Origin of the sequence: Rhizobacter sp. (assembly GCA_021153565.1) — a bacterium.
GTDB lineage: Bacteria > Pseudomonadota > Gammaproteobacteria > Burkholderiales > Burkholderiaceae_C > Albitalea.
This window is the reverse complement of the sequence record JAJKJU010000044.1, coordinates 1-18,548: the sequence shown is the minus strand read 5'-3', so window position 1 is coordinate 18,548 and position 18,548 is coordinate 1. Positions and strand designations below refer to the sequence as shown.

The 18,548-nt window shown below is 62.3% G+C and carries 15 protein-coding genes and 1 pseudogene; 5 read left to right on the top strand and 11 right to left on the bottom strand.

Annotated features, from left to right (window positions below; translation table 11 throughout):
• Position 1 precedes the first annotated feature (1 nt).
• Both AC30NL_RS03200 and AC30NL_RS03195 read left to right on the top strand, forming a co-directional pair.
• Positions 2-1,237 carry a Wzz/FepE/Etk N-terminal domain-containing protein gene (locus tag AC30NL_RS03200; RefSeq protein ID WP_489462568.1) on the top strand — a complete coding sequence of 412 codons (1,236 nt, stop codon included), beginning with the start codon at positions 2-4 and terminating at the stop codon, positions 1,235-1,237.
• Positions 1,238-1,355: 118 nt separating this feature from the next.
• Entirely contained in the window at positions 1,356-1,910 is a 555-nt protein-coding gene (locus tag AC30NL_RS03195; protein ID WP_489462567.1) for an NUDIX hydrolase, read from the top strand.
• Between the two features lie 70 nt (positions 1,911-1,980).
• Here the strand turns inward: AC30NL_RS03195 and AC30NL_RS03190 are convergent, their stop codons facing one another.
• The 3 genes from AC30NL_RS03190 to AC30NL_RS03180 are packed head-to-tail and all read right to left on the bottom strand — an operon-like array spanning position 1,981 to position 4,907.
• Positions 1,981-2,811, bottom strand: a complete 831-nt coding sequence (locus tag AC30NL_RS03190) for a PhzF family phenazine biosynthesis protein (RefSeq protein ID WP_489462566.1) — start codon at positions 2,809-2,811, stop codon at positions 1,981-1,983.
• Positions 2,808-3,974, bottom strand: a complete 1,167-nt coding sequence (locus AC30NL_RS03185; RefSeq protein WP_489462565.1) for an aminotransferase-like domain-containing protein — start codon at positions 3,972-3,974, stop codon at positions 2,808-2,810. Before AC30NL_RS03185 ends, AC30NL_RS03190 begins: the two co-directional genes overlap by 4 nt.
• A 33-nt stretch (positions 3,975-4,007) precedes the next feature.
• Positions 4,008-4,907, bottom strand: a complete 900-nt coding sequence (locus tag AC30NL_RS03180) for a DMT family transporter (protein ID WP_489462564.1) — start codon at positions 4,905-4,907, stop codon at positions 4,008-4,010.
• A 110-nt stretch (positions 4,908-5,017) separates the two neighbouring features.
• Between AC30NL_RS03180 and AC30NL_RS03175 the strand changes: the two genes are divergently transcribed.
• Both AC30NL_RS03175 and AC30NL_RS03170 read left to right on the top strand, forming a co-directional pair.
• Positions 5,018-6,439, top strand: a complete 1,422-nt coding sequence (locus AC30NL_RS03175) for an aminotransferase-like domain-containing protein (protein ID WP_489462563.1) — start codon at positions 5,018-5,020, stop codon at positions 6,437-6,439.
• 68 nt (positions 6,440-6,507) lie between these two features.
• Positions 6,508-7,254: a hypothetical protein gene (locus tag AC30NL_RS03170; protein WP_489462562.1), complete on the top strand. Its 747-nt coding sequence runs from the start codon at positions 6,508-6,510 to the stop codon at positions 7,252-7,254.
• 158 nt (positions 7,255-7,412) lie between these two features.
• Here AC30NL_RS03170 and AC30NL_RS03165 read toward each other — a convergent pair whose 3' ends face one another.
• Positions 7,413-9,296, bottom strand: a complete 1,884-nt coding sequence (locus AC30NL_RS03165; protein WP_489462561.1) for an ATP-binding cassette domain-containing protein — start codon at positions 9,294-9,296, stop codon at positions 7,413-7,415.
• A 67-nt stretch (positions 9,297-9,363) separates the two neighbouring features.
• Complete coding sequence (gene gshB / locus AC30NL_RS03160) at positions 9,364-10,314, bottom strand: glutathione synthase (protein WP_489462560.1); 951 nt, start codon at positions 10,312-10,314, stop codon at positions 9,364-9,366.
• Positions 10,315-11,573: 1,259 nt separating this feature from the next.
• On the opposite strand from gshB, the gene AC30NL_RS03155 reads away from it, so the two are divergent.
• A complete protein-coding gene (locus AC30NL_RS03155; protein ID WP_489462559.1) occupies positions 11,574-11,762 on the top strand; it encodes a hypothetical protein in 189 nt (62 codons plus the stop codon).
• Between the two features lie 387 nt (positions 11,763-12,149).
• Here AC30NL_RS03155 and AC30NL_RS03150 read toward each other — a convergent pair.
• The 6 genes and pseudogenes from AC30NL_RS03150 to AC30NL_RS03125 form a co-directional block, all read right to left on the bottom strand.
• Positions 12,150-12,355: pseudogene (locus tag AC30NL_RS03150) on the bottom strand (ATP-grasp domain-containing protein); the annotation flags it as partial.
• 748 nt (positions 12,356-13,103) lie between these two features.
• On the bottom strand, positions 13,104-13,649 hold the full coding sequence (locus tag AC30NL_RS03145) for a YopJ family acetyltransferase (protein ID WP_489462558.1): 546 nt from the start codon (positions 13,647-13,649) through the stop codon (positions 13,104-13,106).
• Between the two features lie 149 nt (positions 13,650-13,798).
• On the bottom strand, positions 13,799-15,205 hold the full coding sequence (locus tag AC30NL_RS03140) for an amidase (protein ID WP_489462557.1): 1,407 nt from the start codon (positions 15,203-15,205) through the stop codon (positions 13,799-13,801).
• Between the two features lie 203 nt (positions 15,206-15,408).
• Positions 15,409-16,488 (bottom strand): cytochrome-c peroxidase, encoded by a 1,080-nt coding sequence (locus AC30NL_RS03135; RefSeq protein ID WP_489462556.1) that lies wholly within the window; start codon positions 16,486-16,488, stop codon positions 15,409-15,411.
• 299 nt (positions 16,489-16,787) lie between these two features.
• On the bottom strand, positions 16,788-17,051 hold the full coding sequence (locus AC30NL_RS03130) for a multinuclear nonheme iron-dependent oxidase (protein ID WP_489462555.1): 264 nt from the start codon (positions 17,049-17,051) through the stop codon (positions 16,788-16,790).
• 132 nt (positions 17,052-17,183) lie between these two features.
• A complete protein-coding gene (locus AC30NL_RS03125; RefSeq protein ID WP_489462554.1) occupies positions 17,184-18,377 on the bottom strand; it encodes an amino acid aminotransferase in 1,194 nt (397 codons plus the stop codon).
• Positions 18,378-18,548 lie beyond the last annotated feature (171 nt).

Below are 18,548 nucleotides of genomic sequence, written 5' to 3'. Positions count from 1 at the left end.
GATGAACACGAGAGAAATTGATTCGGTGCCGCAAGACGTGAACGGCGATGATGCGGACAACGGCCCGCAGGTTCACCTCGTGGATTTGCTGACATGGCTTGGGGAAGGCAAACGGTTCATCGGCACCGTCACACTTGCCTTGGCAGTGGCCTCCCTGGCCGTCGCACTGCTGAGTGAGCCCATTTATACGGCTCGCGCTACCTTGCTGCCCCCGGGGGCTCAGCAGCAAAGCGGCTCGGCAGCGGCGCTCGCCGCCCTTGGGTCGTTGGGTGGCCTGGCAGGAGGCATGGGTGCCAAGACTCCTGATGAACTCTACGTCGCCTTGCTGAAGAGTGACAGCGTCACTCGTGAGATGGATCAGAAATTCGATCTCAAGAAGCGCTACAAGATCCAGACCAACGAGGTGCTTCGAAAAACTCTCCCCTCGTTCATTCGCATCTCTTCCGACAAGAAGAGCGGCGTCATCAACATCGAAGTCGATGACAAGGAACCGAAATTCGCCGCCGATCTTGCGAATGCCATGCCGGCAGAGTTGACCAAGGTTTTGAGCCGCCTTGCGGTCACTGAAGCCCAGCAGCGCCGGGTCTTTTATGAGCAACAGCTCAAGGACACGAAAGAACGCCTCATCAAGGCCGAGCAGGACTTGCGAGGCGTTCAAGAAAAATCCGGTGTCATCGTGCTCGACAAGCAGGCCGAGGCGCTGATCGGCGGAGCCGCGCAGTTGCGTGCACTGATCGCTGAGCGTGAAGTGCAATTGAAGGTTCTAAGAACCTCCGCAACCGAACAAAACCCGGACGTGATGCGTTTGAATTCAGAACTGCGCGCCTTGCGAGCCGAGTTGGCGCGCATGGAATCCAAGCAGGACGGTGCAAGCGGGAGTGCGGTCGACATGCCAGTGGGAAAGATTCCTGAAGCGGCCATCGACTACGTGCGAGCGCGCCGAGAACTGAAGCTTCAGGAAACCTTGCTTGAAGGCATGGTGCGGCAATACGAGCTTGCGAAACTCGACGAAGCCAAGGAAGGCACGAGCCCCCAGCAAGTCGACAAGGCCATTCCGCCTGACTACAAGTCAAAGCCGTCGAGAGCCATGATCGTGATTGCCGGCATCTTGCTTGGTTTGTTGGGCTCGAGCATCGTCGTCGTGTGGCGACGCTATTCGGCACTCGCTCGCGAGCGCGACCCTGAAAGCGCTGCTGCTTGGCAATCCCTGCGCAACGCTTGGCGTTTGCGCGGCTGATCAAAGAAGCAGCGGCGACGGGGTCGGCAGAGTCAGGCCGCCAACACGCGTGCAAACCCGTCGCTGTCGACTGCCCGCGTGATCGCCACGGCCACCGCGCAGCCAGCCGACGGGCGCGTTGCTGCATCGCGCCGGCACGGACCTTGAACGCACCGACCGGCGTTTTATTCTCGTGCCGACCCACACAGAGGTGTTAGAGCGCATGGTTAGCTTCGACATAGGCGGTCACAGATTCCATCTCCGGGCGGCGGCCGTGATCGTCGAGGAAGAGTACGCACTGCTGCACCGTCTAGAGAATGATCTGATCTGGGCTCTGCCTGGCGGTCGAGTCGAGCCGGGCGAGGCCGGTGCGGCAGCGGTAGCCCGCGAAATGCTGGAGGAGACCGAAGAACACATCGAGTGCGGCGAGCTTCTCTTCGTCGTTGAGAACTTCTTCGAGCACAACGGCACGCCACAGCATGAAGTCGGCCTGTACTTTCGTTCGGCTCTCAGGCCCGAGTCACGCCTACGCGACAAAGCCGTCTCGCACAAGGGCACGGAAGGCGACAAGGCTCTTGAGTTCCGCTGGTTTCCACTCGCCGAGCTCGAGACAGTGAATCTCCATCCGGCCTTTCTGCGTAGCGCGCTTGCTGCGCCGCTAATTGTGGTTCGGCACGTCGTCCAGGGCGGGTGAGAATGCGCCCCTTCCTTCAAGCGGACCTTCCTTCGGCAAGCCGCTTAAGTCAAACGATCGAACGCAGCGTTCACAGACTCAGTTCGCCGCGAATGCAAGTGACTGAATTGCCGCCGACCCAGACGGTGTCCCTTTCGCATTCAATGTGGACCCGACCGGTTCGATCCATGCACGTCCCTTGCGCGGCAACGTAGCTCGCTGGAGCGATGCCCTCGCCGATCAGCCATTGCGCCAGGCTCGCGTTCAGGCTTCCGGTGACGGGGTCTTCGGGAATGCCCAGCGGTGCTGCGAACGCGCGCACCTCGAACTGCGTGTCGCCGCTCGCACGTGCACCCATCACTCCGACCTTGGCCAGTCCCTTGAGCACAGCGTCATCCGGCTCGATTCGCAAGACTGCGTCGGCATCGGTCAGCAAGAGGCCCAGCCACTTCGGGCCGTTATCCAGCCATTGCGCAGCACGTACCTGAGACGGCACCAGCCCAAGCGCCGATAACACACGGGACAGCAATTCACCGTCGACATCTGAACGCTGCGACGGCGGCGCAGCGAACGCGGCGCGACGGCCTTCCACCCGGATCGGCACCAGGCCGTAGGCGCACTGCTGCACAACACGGCCAGCCGTCTTTGGAATACCGCCCTGCTCCAGCCACGCATGGCAGGTGCCGAGCGTCGGATGACCCGCGAATGGCAACTCACCACCCGGCGTGAAGATGCGGACCCGGTAGTCAGCTTCCGGTGACGTCGGTTTCAGAAGGAACGTCGTCTCCGACAGGTTCGTCCATCGCGCAAAGGACTGCATCTGCGCATCGCTCAATCCATCCGCTGAATGGACGACTGCGAGAGGGTTGCCGCGCATCGGCGACTCGGTGAAGACATCCACCTGCGTGAATGCGAATTTCACAGGGTGCGCTCCTTCAAGGTCTTCGCCAGGGCGGCCACGCCTTGCTCGATGCGCTCTTCGGAGACGGTGACGAAGGACAGGCGCAAGGTGTTGAGTTTCGGGTGGTCGGCATAGAAGGCGGAGCCTGGTACGAAGGCCATGCCGTTCTCTACGGCGTACGGGAGCAGCGTCATCGCATCCTCGGCCTCGGGCAGTTCGACCCAGAAGAACATGCCTCCCACCGGCACATTCCAGTGGCACCCCTTGGGCATGTGGCGTTCGAGCGCGGCACGCATCGCATCGCGCTGTGACTTGTACTTGGCGCGGATGGTGGGCACGTGCTTCGAGAGGAAGCCGTCGCGAATCACCTCGTGCACGACACGCTGGTTGAAGCTGGGCGTGTGTAAATCGGCCGCTTGCTTGGCCTGCAGCAGCTTCGGGTACAGCGGCTTGGGTGCGACGAGATAACCCAGGCGCAGGCCCGGCGCGAGCACCTTCGAGAACGAACCCAGATAGACCGACCCGTCGGCCCAGCGCGAAGACAGCGGCGCGGGCGGCGGCGCGTCGAACCACAGATCGCCATACGGGTTGTCTTCGATGACTGGGAGGCCGATGGCTTGCGCCTTCGCCATCAGCGCGTCGCGGCGGATAGCGTCCATGCAGCGGCCGCTCGGGTTCTGGAAGTTGGGCAGCGCGTAGAGAAACCGGGCCCCCTTGGCGACATCGAGTTCGTCCGGCAGCGGGCCATTGTCATCGCACGCCACCGTGACGAACTCCGGTTCGTAAGGCGTGAAGGCCTGCAGCGCCCCGAGGTAGGTGGGCGATTCGACCGCAACACGGCTGCCCGCATCGATGAGGATCTTGCCGACAAGGTCCAGGCCCTGCTGCGATCCGGTGGTGATGAGCACCTGCGATGCATCGACCTTGAGGCCTTGCCCATTCAGCTCGCCCGCGACCCATTCGCGCAGCGGACCGTGCCCCTCGCTCGCGGCGTACTGCAGCGCTTCGCGCGGGTTGTCGCGCAGCACGCGCTCGGCCGCCTCGCGCATCGCCTCGACCGGGAAGGTGTCCGGCGACGGCAGGCCGCCGGCGAGCGAGATGATGCCCGGCTTCTCGGTGACCTTGAGGATCTCGCGAATGATCGACGGATTCATCCGCTCTGCGCGTTTGGCTTGTTTGAACATGCTGCTTCCTTGACAAAAAACTCTGAGAAATCTTCAGGCGGGCGCCCGCTGAGTCGGCATCTTCTTGCCAACGAACACGATGGCGATGACGGCGAGCGAGAAGATCACCGTTGTCGCGTCCAGCGGTTCACCGAGCACAGGGACGGCAAACAGCAGGGCGAGAAAGGGTTGGACAAGTTGCACCTGGCTCACGCGCACGGTGCCGCCGAGCGCCAGGCCCCGGTACCAGGCGAAGAAGCCGAGCCACATCGAAAATAGCGTGACATAGGCGAAGCCCGTCCATGCACTGGCTCGAACGGCATGCGCGGGCCAGGTTGCCCATGTCGTCGGCGCCGTGAACGGCAGGCTCAGCACGAGCACCCAGCAAATGACCTGCTCGGCCGGCATCTCGTTGGAAAGCTTGGCGCCGGCCACGTAGCCCACGGAGGCGCTCGCAATGGCGAGCAGAAGCAAGCCGTCGGCAGGACTCAGGCGGCCGCTGCCCCGATGCGCCGCGAAGGCGAGCACCATGCTGCAGCCGAGCACGGCGCAGATCCAGAAGCCTGCTGACGGGCGCTGGCGAAATACGAGTGCGGCGGCGACCGCCGTCCCCAACGGCAGCACGCCGGTGATGACGGCAGCGTGCATGGCGTCGACATCGCGCAGCGCGAGCGAGAGAAAGAGCGGGAAGCCGAGCACGGTGCCCAGGGCGCTGAGCGCGAGGCTCGCGAGCTGATCGCGCCTCGGCCGGGGCGCACCAGTGGCCAGCAGATAGCCAATGCTCAGAAGCCCCGCCATCGCCGCGCGGCCGGCGGTGACGAAGAGCGGCGGCAACTGCGGATCGGCGGCGGGTCCGACGGCAAGGCGCGTCATCGGCAGCGTCATCGCAAAAATCACGACGCCCAGCAGTCCGAACCACAAGCCCTTCGCTTCGTTGTGAGACACGTGATTCATGCGAGCGCCATCCATCGCCCCAGTCTACGGGCCCGCGCCAACACAGAGCCAGTACACTTTGCCCTCACACACAGCGTTCTGTGTTGGTGGTTGAGCCAGCACATGCCTCCATGAAGCATTCCACCGGCGCCATGTCACTGTCCCGCGGGGCGGACACCACGCTCACCGAGCAGTTGTCTGCGAGGTTTTCCGAACGCATTCGCCAGCGGCTCCTGGCCCCCGGCACTCGCCTGCCTTCGGTTCGCGAGTGTGCCCGTCGTCATGGTGTGAGCCCCTACACGGTCGTCGCCGCCTATGACCAGTTGCAGGCCCAGGGCCTGGTCGAAGCGCGCCGCCAACGAGGCTTTTTCGTTCGCGAGGCCATGCCCGAGCCGGTCCGTCCGCCCGCCGCCAAAGCCCCGCCCGCGCCGCTCCCGATCAGTGCAACCACCTTGATGCGCGGCATGTTCCAGCCGCCCGGGGCGCACCCCATGCCGGGCCTGGGCGCCCTGCCCGTCGAGTGGCTGGACCTGCCGATGCTGGCCACCGCCTTGCGCCGCGTTTCAAGCGGATCACAGCTCGCACCCCTGGCATTGCAGTACGGCCAACCGGCTGGCGACCCGCGATTGCGGCGCGCGCTCGCGACACGTCTTGCAGACCACGGCGTCATTGCGACGCCCGAACAAATCATCACCACCGTCGGCGCAACGCACGGCCTGGACGTCGTCACGCGCTCGCTGGTCCACGCCGGAGAATCCGTTCTGGTGGACGAGCCGGGCTGGTCGGTCGAATATGCGCGACTCGCCGCTCTCGGGTTGCGCGTGCTCCCGGTGCCGCGCAGCGAGGATGGCCCCGACCTGGCCGTGATGGAGCGCCTGATTGAAGCTCATCGTCCGCGCCTGTACGTGACGGTGTCCGTGCTGCACAACCCGACCGGTGCATCGCTGTCGCTGGGCAGTGCGCACCGCCTCCTGCGGCTCGCGCAGAAGCATGACCTGCACATCGTCGAGGACGACAGCTATGCCCACCTCGCTGCGGCACACCTGCCGCGCATGGCCGCCCTCGATGCGCTGGAGCGCACGATCTACGTGTCGGGTTTTTCGAAGATTCTGGTTCCGAACTGGCGCGTAGGCTTCATTGCCGCACCCGTCGCCTTGGTCGACCGATTCGTCGACACCAAACTGCTGAGCACACTCACCACCCCCAGCCTGCTGGAACAGGCGCTCGCCCACTGTCTCGAACAAGGTCTCCTGCGCCGCCATGCAGAGCGCGTCAATTCCAAGCTAGATGCGGCGCGGAGCCGGGCGGTGAAACTTGCCGAGCAGCACGAATGCCGCTTCGCAGCCACCCCGCGCGGACTGTTTGGCTGGGTCGATGTTGGCGTGGACACCGAGCGTCTCGCACGTGTGATGCTTGACGACGGCTGGCTGCTGGCGCCGGGCGCGCTGTTCCATGCAACGCCCAGGCCGACCTCCCTCATGCGCATCAATTTCGCCACGACCCAAGATGCCGGCTTCTGGCGCGCCTTGGCCGATGCCCGCTCGGCATTGTGAATTCGGGGGCTTTGGTTTGCATTACCCCAAGCAGCGGCTACAGTTAGTGACACACAACACCTTCTGACATGTTTGAGCCCACGATTCCATTTGGTGAGCCGGAACTGATGCGTGCGAGCGCGTACCGGCTTTACCTCAAGGAACTCGAAGCCGAAGCGGCGGGGAGTGGCGTCAGCTCGCGAATTTCGTCGCTGAGTCCCTCCCTGCGTGCTGACCTGTACCGATTCGAGCAAGACGGTGCAGCGTCCGAGGTGCTTGAGATCGTCGCCGCCTGCGTACGCCATGCCAAGCGCGTGACGATTCATCTCCAATACGATGAACGGGTGGTGCCACTCACGGTGTTCCCGGACGAGCGGCTCGTGCACTGCCCGATTCCCATTTCGCAACTTCTGGAAAAGCCGCTCGAGTTGTATGTGATGCACATCGAGCCGGCCTTGCTGCAGCCGCCCGGGAATGAAGCGAGTGGGCTGGTCGGGGAAGGCCGCATGCATGCGCCGCTGACCCCTCTGCTTTGGGAGCTGGCCATACGAGGTGGACGCAGCGAGTTGCTGCCCGAGATTTCCGGCCCGGCGGTCTACCGTGTCGCGCCGGGGATGGATGTGAGCGCCTTGTCGATCTCCCGCCCCATGCTCGCTGCGATCTATCGGCTGCGTCGCGAGAGCGCGACCCTGCGCGACATGAGCGAATGGGCCGGCTTCGACCGAGAAAAGGCCGTGCGGCTCTTGAATGCGTTGTACCTGCAGGCAGGCCTGATAGTCAGCCGATCGCATCCGGATGCGATCGGGGAGAGCTGGTTTGGCGGGCTCAGAGGCTGAGAGTTTTTCGAGCGTGTCCGAGCAGCGCGTCAAAAGGCACCTGATCTAGGCGCAAAGCACAGCCATAGCCAGGGCTATGGCGAGCATTTGCAACGACGAGCAGGAGTCTTTTGGCGTGATGAGCGGGCACGATCGAAAAACTCTCAGCCTCTCAGTCGCTAGCGCTGACCGAGCATCTCCCACCGCTCCAGGGCTGCAAGCAACTCCTCCTCGATCTGCGCGAAGCGAACCTGTGCATCGGCCACACGCTTCGGGTCGGTGGCATAGAGCTCGGGCTTGCCGAGCAGATCGCCTAGCTCCTTCTGCTCGGCCTCCAAGGACTCGATCAGGTTCGGCAGCTCATCGAGTTCGCGCTGCTCCTTGTAGCTGAGCTTGCGTGCTTTTTGAGCGAGCGGCGGGGCCTTGGCTGATGCTGCGGCCCTGGGTTTGTCGACCGCTTTCATGGCCTGTTCACGCATCGTCCGTGCACGATCACGCTGCAGTTTCCAGTCTTCGTAGCCACCTTCGTATTCACGCCAAAGGCCGGTGGCTTCCTCGCCCTCCCAGGCGATGGTGCTCGTCACGACGTTGTCGAGGAAGCGCCGATCATGGCTCACAAGGAAGACCGTCCCCGCGTAGTTCTGCAGCAGCTCTTCGAGGAGTTCGAGCGTGTCGATGTCGAGGTCGTTCGTGGGCTCGTCGAGCACCAGCACGTTGGCCGGCAAGGCGAACAGCCGCGCGAGCAACAGGCGGTTGCGCTCGCCGCCGCTCAGGGTGCGAACCGGTGAATTCGCACGCTCGGGTGAGAACAGGAAATCGTTGAGGTAGCTCATGACGTGCTTGCGCGCGCCATTGAACTCCACCCATTCGCTGCCGGGGCTGATGGTGTCCGCAAGCGTGGCATCGAGATTGAGCTTGGTGCGCATCTGGTCGAAGTACGCGACTTCGAGTCGTGAGCCTTGACGCACGCTGCCGCTCGTTGGGTGCAGCTCTCCGAGGATGAGCTTGAGCAGCGTCGTCTTGCCGGCGCCATTGGGACCGATGAGGCCGACCTTGTCGCCGCGAAGGATGGTCGCGCTGAAGCCCTGGACGATGATTTTGTCGGCGAAACGCATACCGACGTCCTTCAGCTCAGCAACGATCTTCCCGCTCGGAACGCCCGAGTCCACTTCCAATCGCACCTGCCCCAACGAGTCGCGCCGCGCCTGGCGCTGTGCACGCAGCACTTGCAAACGCTGGATGCGCGCAACGCTGCGGGTACGGCGCGCCTCGACACCTTTGCGGATCCACACCTCCTCCTGCGCGAGCAGCTTGTCGGCTCGAGCGCTGGCAAGCGCCTCGGAGGCCAGCTGCTCTTCTTTCATGCGCTCATAGGCACTGAAGTTGCCGGGGTAGCTGCGGATCACGCCGCGGTCGAGTTCGATGATGCGCGTGGCCACGCCGTCCAGGAAGGCGCGATCGTGGGTGATCAGCATCACGCTGCCCTTGAAGTTGCGCAGCAACTCTTCGAGCCAGGCGATGGAGTCGAGATCGAGATGGTTGGTTGGCTCATCGAGCAGCAGCACGTCGGGCACGGCGACCAGCGCCCGCGCCAGCGCCACGCGCTTTCTCATGCCGCCCGACAGTTCGCCGACGATTCGTGCGCCATCAAGGTGAAGTTGCGCGAGCGTCGTGTCCACACGCAACTCCCACGTCCATGCATCCAGGGCTTCGATGCGCGTTTGCAGCGCATCAAGGTCCACCCCCTCGGCATGTTCCTCGTATTGCTGGCGCACAGCCTTTGCCTGCGCCACGCCTTCGCTCACCACATCGAAGACGCTCATCTGCAAATCGAAGACGGGCTCTTGCGGCACGTACTCGATGCGCAGTCCTTGTGTCATTTGCAGGAGCCCATCGTCGGGCTTTTCGAGCCCGGCGAGTATCTTCAGCAGCGACGACTTGCCGGCGCCATTGCGGCCAATGAGCCCGAGGCGCTCACCGGTTTCGAGTGAGAAGTTGGCATCGTCCAGCAGCGCGACGTGGCCGTAGGCGAGATGAGCGTTGGAAAGGGAGAGGACAGCCATGGGCGCGACGGAGCAAAAGCGGCATTGTCGCGCGTATGGCTTCACGCGCGATCGAGTGGCACGCTGCTCAACTGCGGCGAATTGCCGCTTCCAGCGCGTCGACGAACATCTTTGGAACGTCAAAGCCAGTTTGCTGCATGATCTCCTGGAAACAGGTAGGACTCGTGACGTTGATCTCGGTGAGACAGTCGCCAATCACGTCGAGGCCGATCAGCAGCAGGCCTCGCGCCGCCAGGACGAGACCGATGCTTTCCGCGATCTCGCGATCCCTGTCGGACAAGGCTTGCGCGACGCCTTTGCCGCCCGCAGCGAGATTGCCGCGGATTTCGCTGCCTTGCGGAATGCGTGCAAGCGAGTACGGCACGGGCTTGCCGTCAATGACGAGGATGCGCTTGTCGCCCTCCACGATTGCCGGCAGGAAGCGTTGCACCATCACCGTCCTCGTGCCCTGTTTGTTTAGCGTTTCAGCGATGCTGCCGAGGTTCAACCCGTCGGGGCCCACGCGAAAGATGCCCATGCCGCCCATGCCGTCGAGCGGCTTCAGGATGATGTCCTGGTGCTCGGCATGGAAGCGCTTGATGGCTTGCTCGTCGCGAGTCACGAGGGTGGGCCCGATGAACTGCGGGAACTCCAGAATCGCGAGCTTCTCAGGGTGGTCGCGAAGCGTCGCAGGTTTGTTGAACACGCGTGCCCCTTCGCGTTCAGCCTGCTGCAGAAGGTGTGTCGCGTAAAAGTACTCGCTGTCGAAGGGCGGGTCTTTGCGCATGATCACGGCGTCGACGTCGGCAAGCGCGAGCCTTGGCTTCGCACGTTCGTTGAACCAATCGTGCGGGTCGGCTGTGAGGGTGATGTCGCGGCACAGTGCCATCACCTGACTGTCGCGTTCCCACACCAGGTCTTTGGGTTCGCAAGCGAAGATGTCATGACCCCGCGATGCCGCTTCTCGGATCATCGAGAAGGTCGTGTCTTTGTAGGTTTTGAAGACCTCGAGCGGGTCGGCAACGAACAGCAGTTTCATGGTGATCACGCGATGCGGACGGGTCGCCACTGTTGCACAAAATGCGCGAGCACGTCGGCCACGCCCCCAAGGTTGGACGTGACTGGAACGGGTCGGGTGCTACCCGAGCCGATCATTCAAGCATTCAAGCGGTCGAGCTTGCGGTACGCACTCTGAAGAGCCGCGCCGCGTGGCCTTGTGCGGTGCGGCAGAGGTCGGATCGAATCCCATGGGAGGCAATGTAGGGGGGCTGCTGCGCGGCTCCAGCGCCGGTGATAGATTGCGCCGCGGGTTGTGCGGGCTGCATTGGTCGCGGACGGCGCGATGGCGTTTTGCGCCCGTGACCTGCGTCACAGGCAGCCAAGGGCAGAAACCGCCTCACGCTTCAATTGCACCGCTCCTCGGGCACTGCCGCGATGGCGCCGCACATCTTGCTCGAAGAAATCGGCGCGCCTTTCCAACTCTTGCCCGTGTCCTCAATGGGCGGTTCTCCCTTCAGCGTACCTTCAGCGCGGTACGTACCAGTCGTCTACTACCATATTTGCCCGTATCCCCGCACGCTCCGATCTACGTACCAGTCGTCTTTACTATGACTGTAGAACGACACGTTCCTTACGGCCCTACCGCCACACGTAGACGTCGAGAAGACAGAAGCCTGATACCACCTATTTGATTCGATATTCTTTAATTTCTGAGTCTGCCAAGGATAAGTGTCAGTGTATCCTTTGAGTGTATACGTACGTATGCAGCCATTTGTCTGATTGTGGAGAGTGACACCGGTCCCGCCAGCAGATGCATTCGAAACTCCCGCTGCGGCCGCCATTGCCGCTACAAAATAGTAAATCCGACGAAGAACATGTTTCATACTTAATTCTCACTTAGTTGCATTGTGGAAGGGGGACTGCAAAGGTTCGTCCGAGTCAAGGCTCATTTCCATTACGTGATGAGCGAAAGACGCAGGCGAAGCCGGTGCGTGCCGGTATTTGATCCGGTCACATCGATCAAAGGATCAAAGATACGGACGCCACACGCGGGAGTGACTCGCAGAAAACTTGCTAGGTCTCGGCGAATCGTGTTGACGCGAAGCGTGTCGTATGTCTCATTCTTCGTGCCGGGCCCTCGCAAGTAATGTTCAACCCATGACCTTTGTGTGATGGGTGTGATTGGTCATTTCGAGGGGCTCTGCCTCAACTTCAATTATTTGGTTTTATTGGTGAATTTACTCTTGACAAGGTTGAGCAATACGGCAGCCCGAATGCTGTTGATTCATACAGCATTTGATGCTGGAGTTGTTCGAACGAAGTGCCAACGACGACTTTGCGCAGATCGCGCGACACCCCGACTTCCCCAATGCCTTCACCCGTAGCCGCAAGCTGCCGCTGCCCGCACTGATCGGCGCCTTGCTCGATGCGAAATCAGTCGCAGCAGGCCATGCTCGATGGCTTCTTCGCTTCGGTGTGTGGCACTGAATGCCCGCAGCGTGGCGTCTCGGACCGAGCGTTCGCCAAAGCGCGGGAATGTTCGCGAAATACTCTCAGCCTCTCAGCCCTGGATTGGAGCTGCTCGTGCGTCCCAGCTCAGCGCTGGGGTGCACGCAGCGGTGTTGCTCTTCATCCTTGACGCCGCCGCTTGACCGCATCCATTGCTACGGTCTGGGGCACGGGATGGGGCCCGGGGGCGGCCCCCCATTTCCGACGTTCCAGCTCAAGCTCGGAACTCGTCGCTTCCGTGATGTCCCATTTGTTCAGCCGCTCAAGCAAGTCTCGACACTCGGATTCGGGTGTTTGGCGGATGTACTCAATGGCCCGGTTTAAGAACGCGACGCGCTTTTTCTCGATGGAAATGCTGTGGCGACTGGGACCCGTTTCTTCAGCCGATTCAGAGTAGCGGTCGTCGCGGCCCCTGTCGGACAAGGCTTGCGCGACGCCTTTGCCCCCGCAGCGAGGTTGCCGCGGATTTCGCTGCCTTGCGGAATGCGCGCAAGCGAGGACGGCACGGGCTTGCCGTCAATAATGAGGATGCGCTTGTCGCCCTCCACGATTTCCGGCAGGAAGCGTTGCACCGTTCCGCGGTCAGGGCGGGTGGCCCGTGAAATACTTCTCGTCCACACGACTTTAAAGTTCATTGAAAGGTCATGCCTTCGCAACGATTCCACGGCGCCGAGGCGGAACAATGCGACCACGAACAGCGTATCGCGTAAATGCGAAAAGCCCGGGTTCGAGGATATCGGCGCGAAGTCAAGGTCGATGCAAAACCCCTGACGGGGGACTTCAGTTGGACTTGGAAAACCAACTGCTAGGAAGCACAAGATGTCATCTTTTTTATCGAGAACCTTCATTAAGTCAGCGGCCATCATCTGCGCTTTTGCTGGGCTGCATGGCAGTGCCGACGCATTAGGAGGGGCGTCCACGTGGGGCGGGTATCACAACATTATGGTCAAGACAAGCCGCAACGCCCATTCTATCTACATAACGGGTAGCGTTAACAACGGAAGGGACGCCGGGTATTGCGACGAGAAGCTCGCTCCAAACACATAGCATTCCGAATTCATCGCATGGAATCACACCTGGGTGACGGTGCAGGGATTCAGCGATGAGTTCTGCACAAAAAGCCTGGGCAAAAAATATTTCCAGGTGCCGGGCAAAGACGGATTGGGTAACTTTTGGATCTATTATTGAACTGAACCGGCCCCTCGTTGGGTGTGGAACCTGACAGGGGACAATGTCTGTGCTAGCCGCTCATCGACTTCGGGATTTGATCTGCTCGTACGTCCCAGCTCAGCGCTGGGGTGCACGCAGCGGTGTTGCTCTTCATCCTTGACGCCGCCGCTTGACCGCATCCATTGCTACGGTCTGGGGCACGGGGGGCCCCCATTTCCGACGTTCCAGCTCAAGCTCGGAACTCGTCGCTTCCGTGATGTCCCATTTGCTCAGCCGCTCAAGCAAGTCTTGACACTCGGATTCGGGTGCTTGGCGGATGTACTCAATGGCCCGGTTCAGGAACGTGACGCGCTTTTTCTCGATGGAAACGCTGTGGCACCTGGGACCCTTTTTTTTAGCCGATTCAGAGTAGCGGTCGACCAGGTGCGCGCCGCAGCATCCGATCAGAGACTGGCCCTTCTTGTTGACCGGCTCGTCCGCGTGGACCGTCGAATGCTCAGCCTGCCAGTCCTCCAGTACCGTGCTCGACTGGGCATGTTTCATGAACGCCAGGGGCATCAAGGCCCTGCCATTGAACAAGCGGGCCTGCCGTGTTCCCTCTACCTTCCAGGCGGGAAAGCCCCTCGGCGTGGTAAACGGCGTTCCAGGCAAATTCTGCTCATGTATTTTGTCCAACACGGAACGTAACACTGCCATCCCTTCAACATCTGGCCAGCAGCAACATGCAGTCTTGGCCAAATTCTCAAATGTGACGCAGCGTTAAATCTACTGATACCAAGAAAGCGAAAGCAGTTCCGGCCTCGCGAATCTCAGCGACGCGCCGACACGCAGTCACATCAGGAATTTCATGGGCATGTCACGACGGATGGCGGTGACGGCCAGGCCCGCTGCGCAGGCCGCATACGTTCCCAGGCACGCGAGAGTTGCATCACGCCAAGGTCGTCGAATCGCTTGCCGATGATTTGCAGGCCGATCGGCACGCCGTCATTCGTGTACCCGCAGTTGATCGACGCGGCCGGCTGCTCGCTCATGTTGTAGGGCAGCGTGAAGGCGATGTGCTCGAAGGGGCGCTGCGGGTCATTGGTGGGCGAGGGCAGTTCAGCCGCGTAGGCGGGAATTGGCGAGGTGGGCGAAAGCACGAAGTCGAAGGGCACGCAGGCGGCGATGGCCGCGTCGCGCATGGTGCCCATCTGGCTGTAGCCCTTGAACACCTGCGCACCTGTGAGATCGGCTGCGCCGCGCGCCCACTCGACGATGAAGGGCAGGACCTTGCTTCGCTTCCCCTCGCTCAGGGCAGAGATGTCGATCCACGAGCGCATGCGCCAGAACTGATCCATGCCTTCGGCCATGGCACGTGTCATGAAGGGCTTCATCGGCTCGACGATCGACCCCGCGGCTTCGAAGGCTTTGGCGGCGGCCTCGACGGCAGCACGAATCTGTGGCTCGACGGGGAACCCCCAGCCGGCGTCCATCAGCAAGCCGATCTTCAGGCCGCGAACATCGCGGTTCAAGTGCATCCACGCGATGTCTTGGTGCGGCAGGCTCATGGTGTCGCGCGCATCGGGTCGGCTCAACACTGGCAGCATGAGTGCCGCGTCTTCGACCGCGCGCGTCATCGGCCCCGCCACCCGGCCGGCGTAAGGCGGAAAGATGGGAATGCGACCGAGGCTGGGCTTGAGGGTGAAGATGCCGCACCAGCCGGCCGGCAGGCGCAACGAGCCGCCGATGTCAGTCCCCACATGCAGCGGGCCGTAGCCCGCGGCAGCACCGGCCCCCGCGCCGGAACTGCTGCCGCCGGGGTTCCGGCGCAGGTCCCACGGATTGCGCGTGAGAGGGTGAAAGCTCGACAGCCCTGACGAGAGCATCCCGTAGTCGGGCATGGTCGTCTTGCCGAGGATGACCGCGCCCGCCTCGCGAAGCCGCGCCGCCGGCGGTGCATCGCGTTCAGCAGGAACGAGATCGGTGGCTGCAGTGCCGAGCGGCACCGGTACGCCGCGCGTCGCGATGTTCTCCTTGATCGTCGCCGGCACGCCGTCCAGCGCGCCTTGCGGCGTGCCCTTGAGCCATCGCGCTTGCGATGCTTCGGCCTGGGTCAATGCGGCGTCCGCGTCGAGCGCGTAGGTGGCATGGAGATGTGGTTCCCAAGCCTCGATGTGGACAAGGACGGCCCGGGTGACTTCGACGGGAGAAAGTGTCTTGGCGCGGTAGGCCGCCACGAGCTCCCGGGTGCCGAGGTCGTGAAGCGCGGTCACTGCAAACTCACCGACGCCATGTCGTTCGCGGCAAGCGGCGAACTGCTCCACAGCCCTTTGAGCTTCTTGTTGCTCACCATCGTCCTCGGTTTCTGAACGGAAAGGTCTTGGGCACTCTACTGGAAGGGCGGTCGCCCTGCTGTCAGCGCGGACCCGCAGGTGCCGCAGGGATCAGCGAACGGGATCCAAAAAGGGCCTCATGTTCACGGCTGACGCGCGGCATCGGAGTCGGCCCGCTGCAAGGGGCGGCCCTTGTACTCGCCTGTCAGCGTGTGCAGAAACTTGACGATCAATTTCTTGTCTTGTGCAGAGGCGGGGCGTCCGAGCTGATACTTGAACATCACGTCCACTGCGTCGTTCAGCGTCTTTGCCGAGCCGTCGTGGAAGTACGGTGCGGTCAGAGCGACATTGCGCAAGCTCGGAACCTTGAATACGTGTTTGTCAGCTTCGCTTTTCGTGACGTTATAGCGACCCAGGTCGGCCACCGTGGTGTTGCCGCGCTTTTCGAAATAGTCGCCCATCACGCCGAAGGTCTGGAACATGTTGCCGCCGATGTTGACGCCTTGGCAGGCAACGCAACCGTACGCCTTGAACAACTGGTAGCCGAGCAGCTCGTCGGGCGAGAGCGCCTTCTGGTCACCCTTCAGATACTTGTCGATGCGCGAATTCGGTGTGGTCAGCGAGCGCTCGAAGACGGCGATTGCATCCTGGATGTTCCTGGTCTGCAATCCGTCGCGGTAGGTGGCCTTGAACTCCCCGACAAGTGGACCGTCCTGGGCCAGCTTGCCGAGCACCTCGGTCCAGTTGCTTCCCATCTCCTTCGGGTTGTGCACTGGGCCGGCGACCTGTTCCTCGAGCGAAGCGGCCCGGCCGTCCCAGAACTGCCTGAAATTCAGGCTGCTGTTGAAGACGGTCGGTGCGTTGATCGGCCCCTTCGCGCCACCAATGCCGATCGATGACGGCAGGCCGTCGACGCCGCCCTTGGACAAGTCGTGGCAGCTCGCGCATGAGAGCGAGTTGTCCTTCGACAACCGCTTGTCATGAAACAGCCGATCGCCGAGAGCAACCTTGCGCAAGTCGAGTTGGGGCTCGAGGGGGATCGGCTTGATCGGCTCGCCGCTTTGAGCCATGCACACACGGGGCGTCGCGCCGAGCAAGACAAGCCACAGGGCCGCAGCAACTGCTGCCTTCGGCCGGCAGGTGATGCCGCGCACGGCGCGGTCACTGAATGTCGAGGTCTCATGGGGCAGCTTCGGGCCAACGGCAGTACAGATGCGGTGCATTGATCAGTCGCCTCCTAGTGCCCTCGGATTCAGGCGCTTTCGATTTTCATTGCCCTATACCGGCACCTGAAGGGCACCAAGCCCGCGCGTTGGGGGAAAGTGCGAGATCTTTCACGTTCTTGGCCGAACGACGGGTCGGGCATCTGAGAGGTTGAGACCGTTGAAGATTGGCAATGCGCGCGTGCTGAAACCGGTACGGACTCCCTCTCCCCCACTCGGGGGAGAGGGTTGGGGTGAGGGGGTCTACGCGGAACCCACGCGACAGTTTTGCCGGATCGAGCGTGTTCGCATCGGCTGCATCAAAGGCGCTGCGCAAGGCCCATTCCATGCGGGCCAGGTCGATCAGCGCAGGATGCGGCACCAGAGCCTCGTTCTCGGCCATGAACAGCGGCAATTGATCGCCGTACCAGCGAATGGATGGCTGTCGCGATGGATGCGCCGCGACATAAGCGCGGGTAGTTCTCAGAGATGACCTCGAGCCAATCGACCGCCGGCTTCTCGTCGACGAAGTCGCGGTAGTGCTCGGTGCGCAGGCCAAGCCCGAAGCCTGTCAGCGTGCTCATCGTTCAAGTGGTGTCTTTGAATAAAAAAAACGGCGGGTGGCCCAGGACCTTCCCGCCGGAACTTCTGGACGCTCTCTTGAGGACTCGGATGCACCTGAGGCGCCTGCACCCAGGTGGCATCCGCCTACGAATTCAAGCCAGCACTTCCGCCATCGCCACCGCAGTGGCTTCTACGTTCTTGGTATTCAACCCGGCGATGCACATCCGCCCCGATCGCACCAGATACACCGCATGTTCCTCACGCAGGCGATCCACTTGGGCGGCTGTCAGCCCGGTGTAGCTGAACATGCCCCGCTGGGTCAGGAAGTAGTCGAAATTGCGCCCCGGCAGCTTCGCGGTGAGCACGGCGTGCAAGCTCTTGCGCATGGCGAGGATGCGCTCGCGCATTGCTGCCACGTCGGCTTCCCACGCGGCGCGCAGCTTGGGCTCCGACAGTACCTTCGCAACCACCAGGCCCGCGTGGATCGGCGGGCTCGAATAGTTGCGCCGCACCGTGGCCTTCAACTGGCCGAGCACCAGCTCCGCCTGCGCTGCACTCGGGCACACCGCGCTCAATGCGCCGGCGCGTTCTCCGTACAGGCTCATGCTCTTCGAGAACGAATTGGCGATGAAGAACGACAGCCCCGCGCTCGCGAGTTCGCGCACCGCGAAAGCGTCCTCCTCGATCCCGTCGCCGTACCCCTGATAGGCGAGGTCGAGGTAGGGCAGCAGGTCGCGCTCGCGCAGCACCGGAATCAACTGCTGCCATTGCGCCGGCGACAAGTCCACCCCCGTCGGGTTGTGGCAGCAGGCGTGCAGCAGCACGATGCTCTTGGGCGGAAGCTCGCGCAGTGCGGCCAGCATCGCATCGAACTTCAAGCCGCCGGTGGCCGAGTCGTAGTACGGGTAGGTATTCACCTGAAAGCCAGCACCCTCGAACATCGCGCGGTGGTTGTCCCAGGTCGGGTCGCTTACCCAGATGGCGCTGTTCGGGAACCAGCGCTTCAGAAAATCGGCGCCCACTTTGAGTCCGCCGCTCGAGCCCACCGTCTGCAATGTGGCGATGCGGTTGCTCTTCACTGCCTCGTGATTCGGGCCGAACAGCAGCCGCTGCACCTCGCGGCGGCATGCCGGCGCGCCTTCGATGGGCAGGTAGGGCTTGGCCGCGCCCTCGGCCAGCAACTGCGCCTCGGCCTCGTGCACGCAGCCGAGCACTGGAATGTGATTCGCGTCGTCGAAGTAGATGCCGATCGACAAGTTGATCTTGTGCGGCCGTGGGTCGTTGCCGTAGGCCTCGTTCAAGGACAGGATGGGATCGCCGGCGTAGGGGTCGAGGTGATGGAACATTTTGCGTGAAACGTGAAAGGTGAAAGGTCTAACGTGAGGTGATAGGTGAAGATGGTCCTGGGAAGGATGCCTCAGAGGCTGAGAGTTTTTCGAGCGTGCCCGAGCAGCACGTCAAAAGGCGCCTGATCTAGGCGCAAAGCGCAGCCATAGCTCGTGCTATGGCGAGCATTT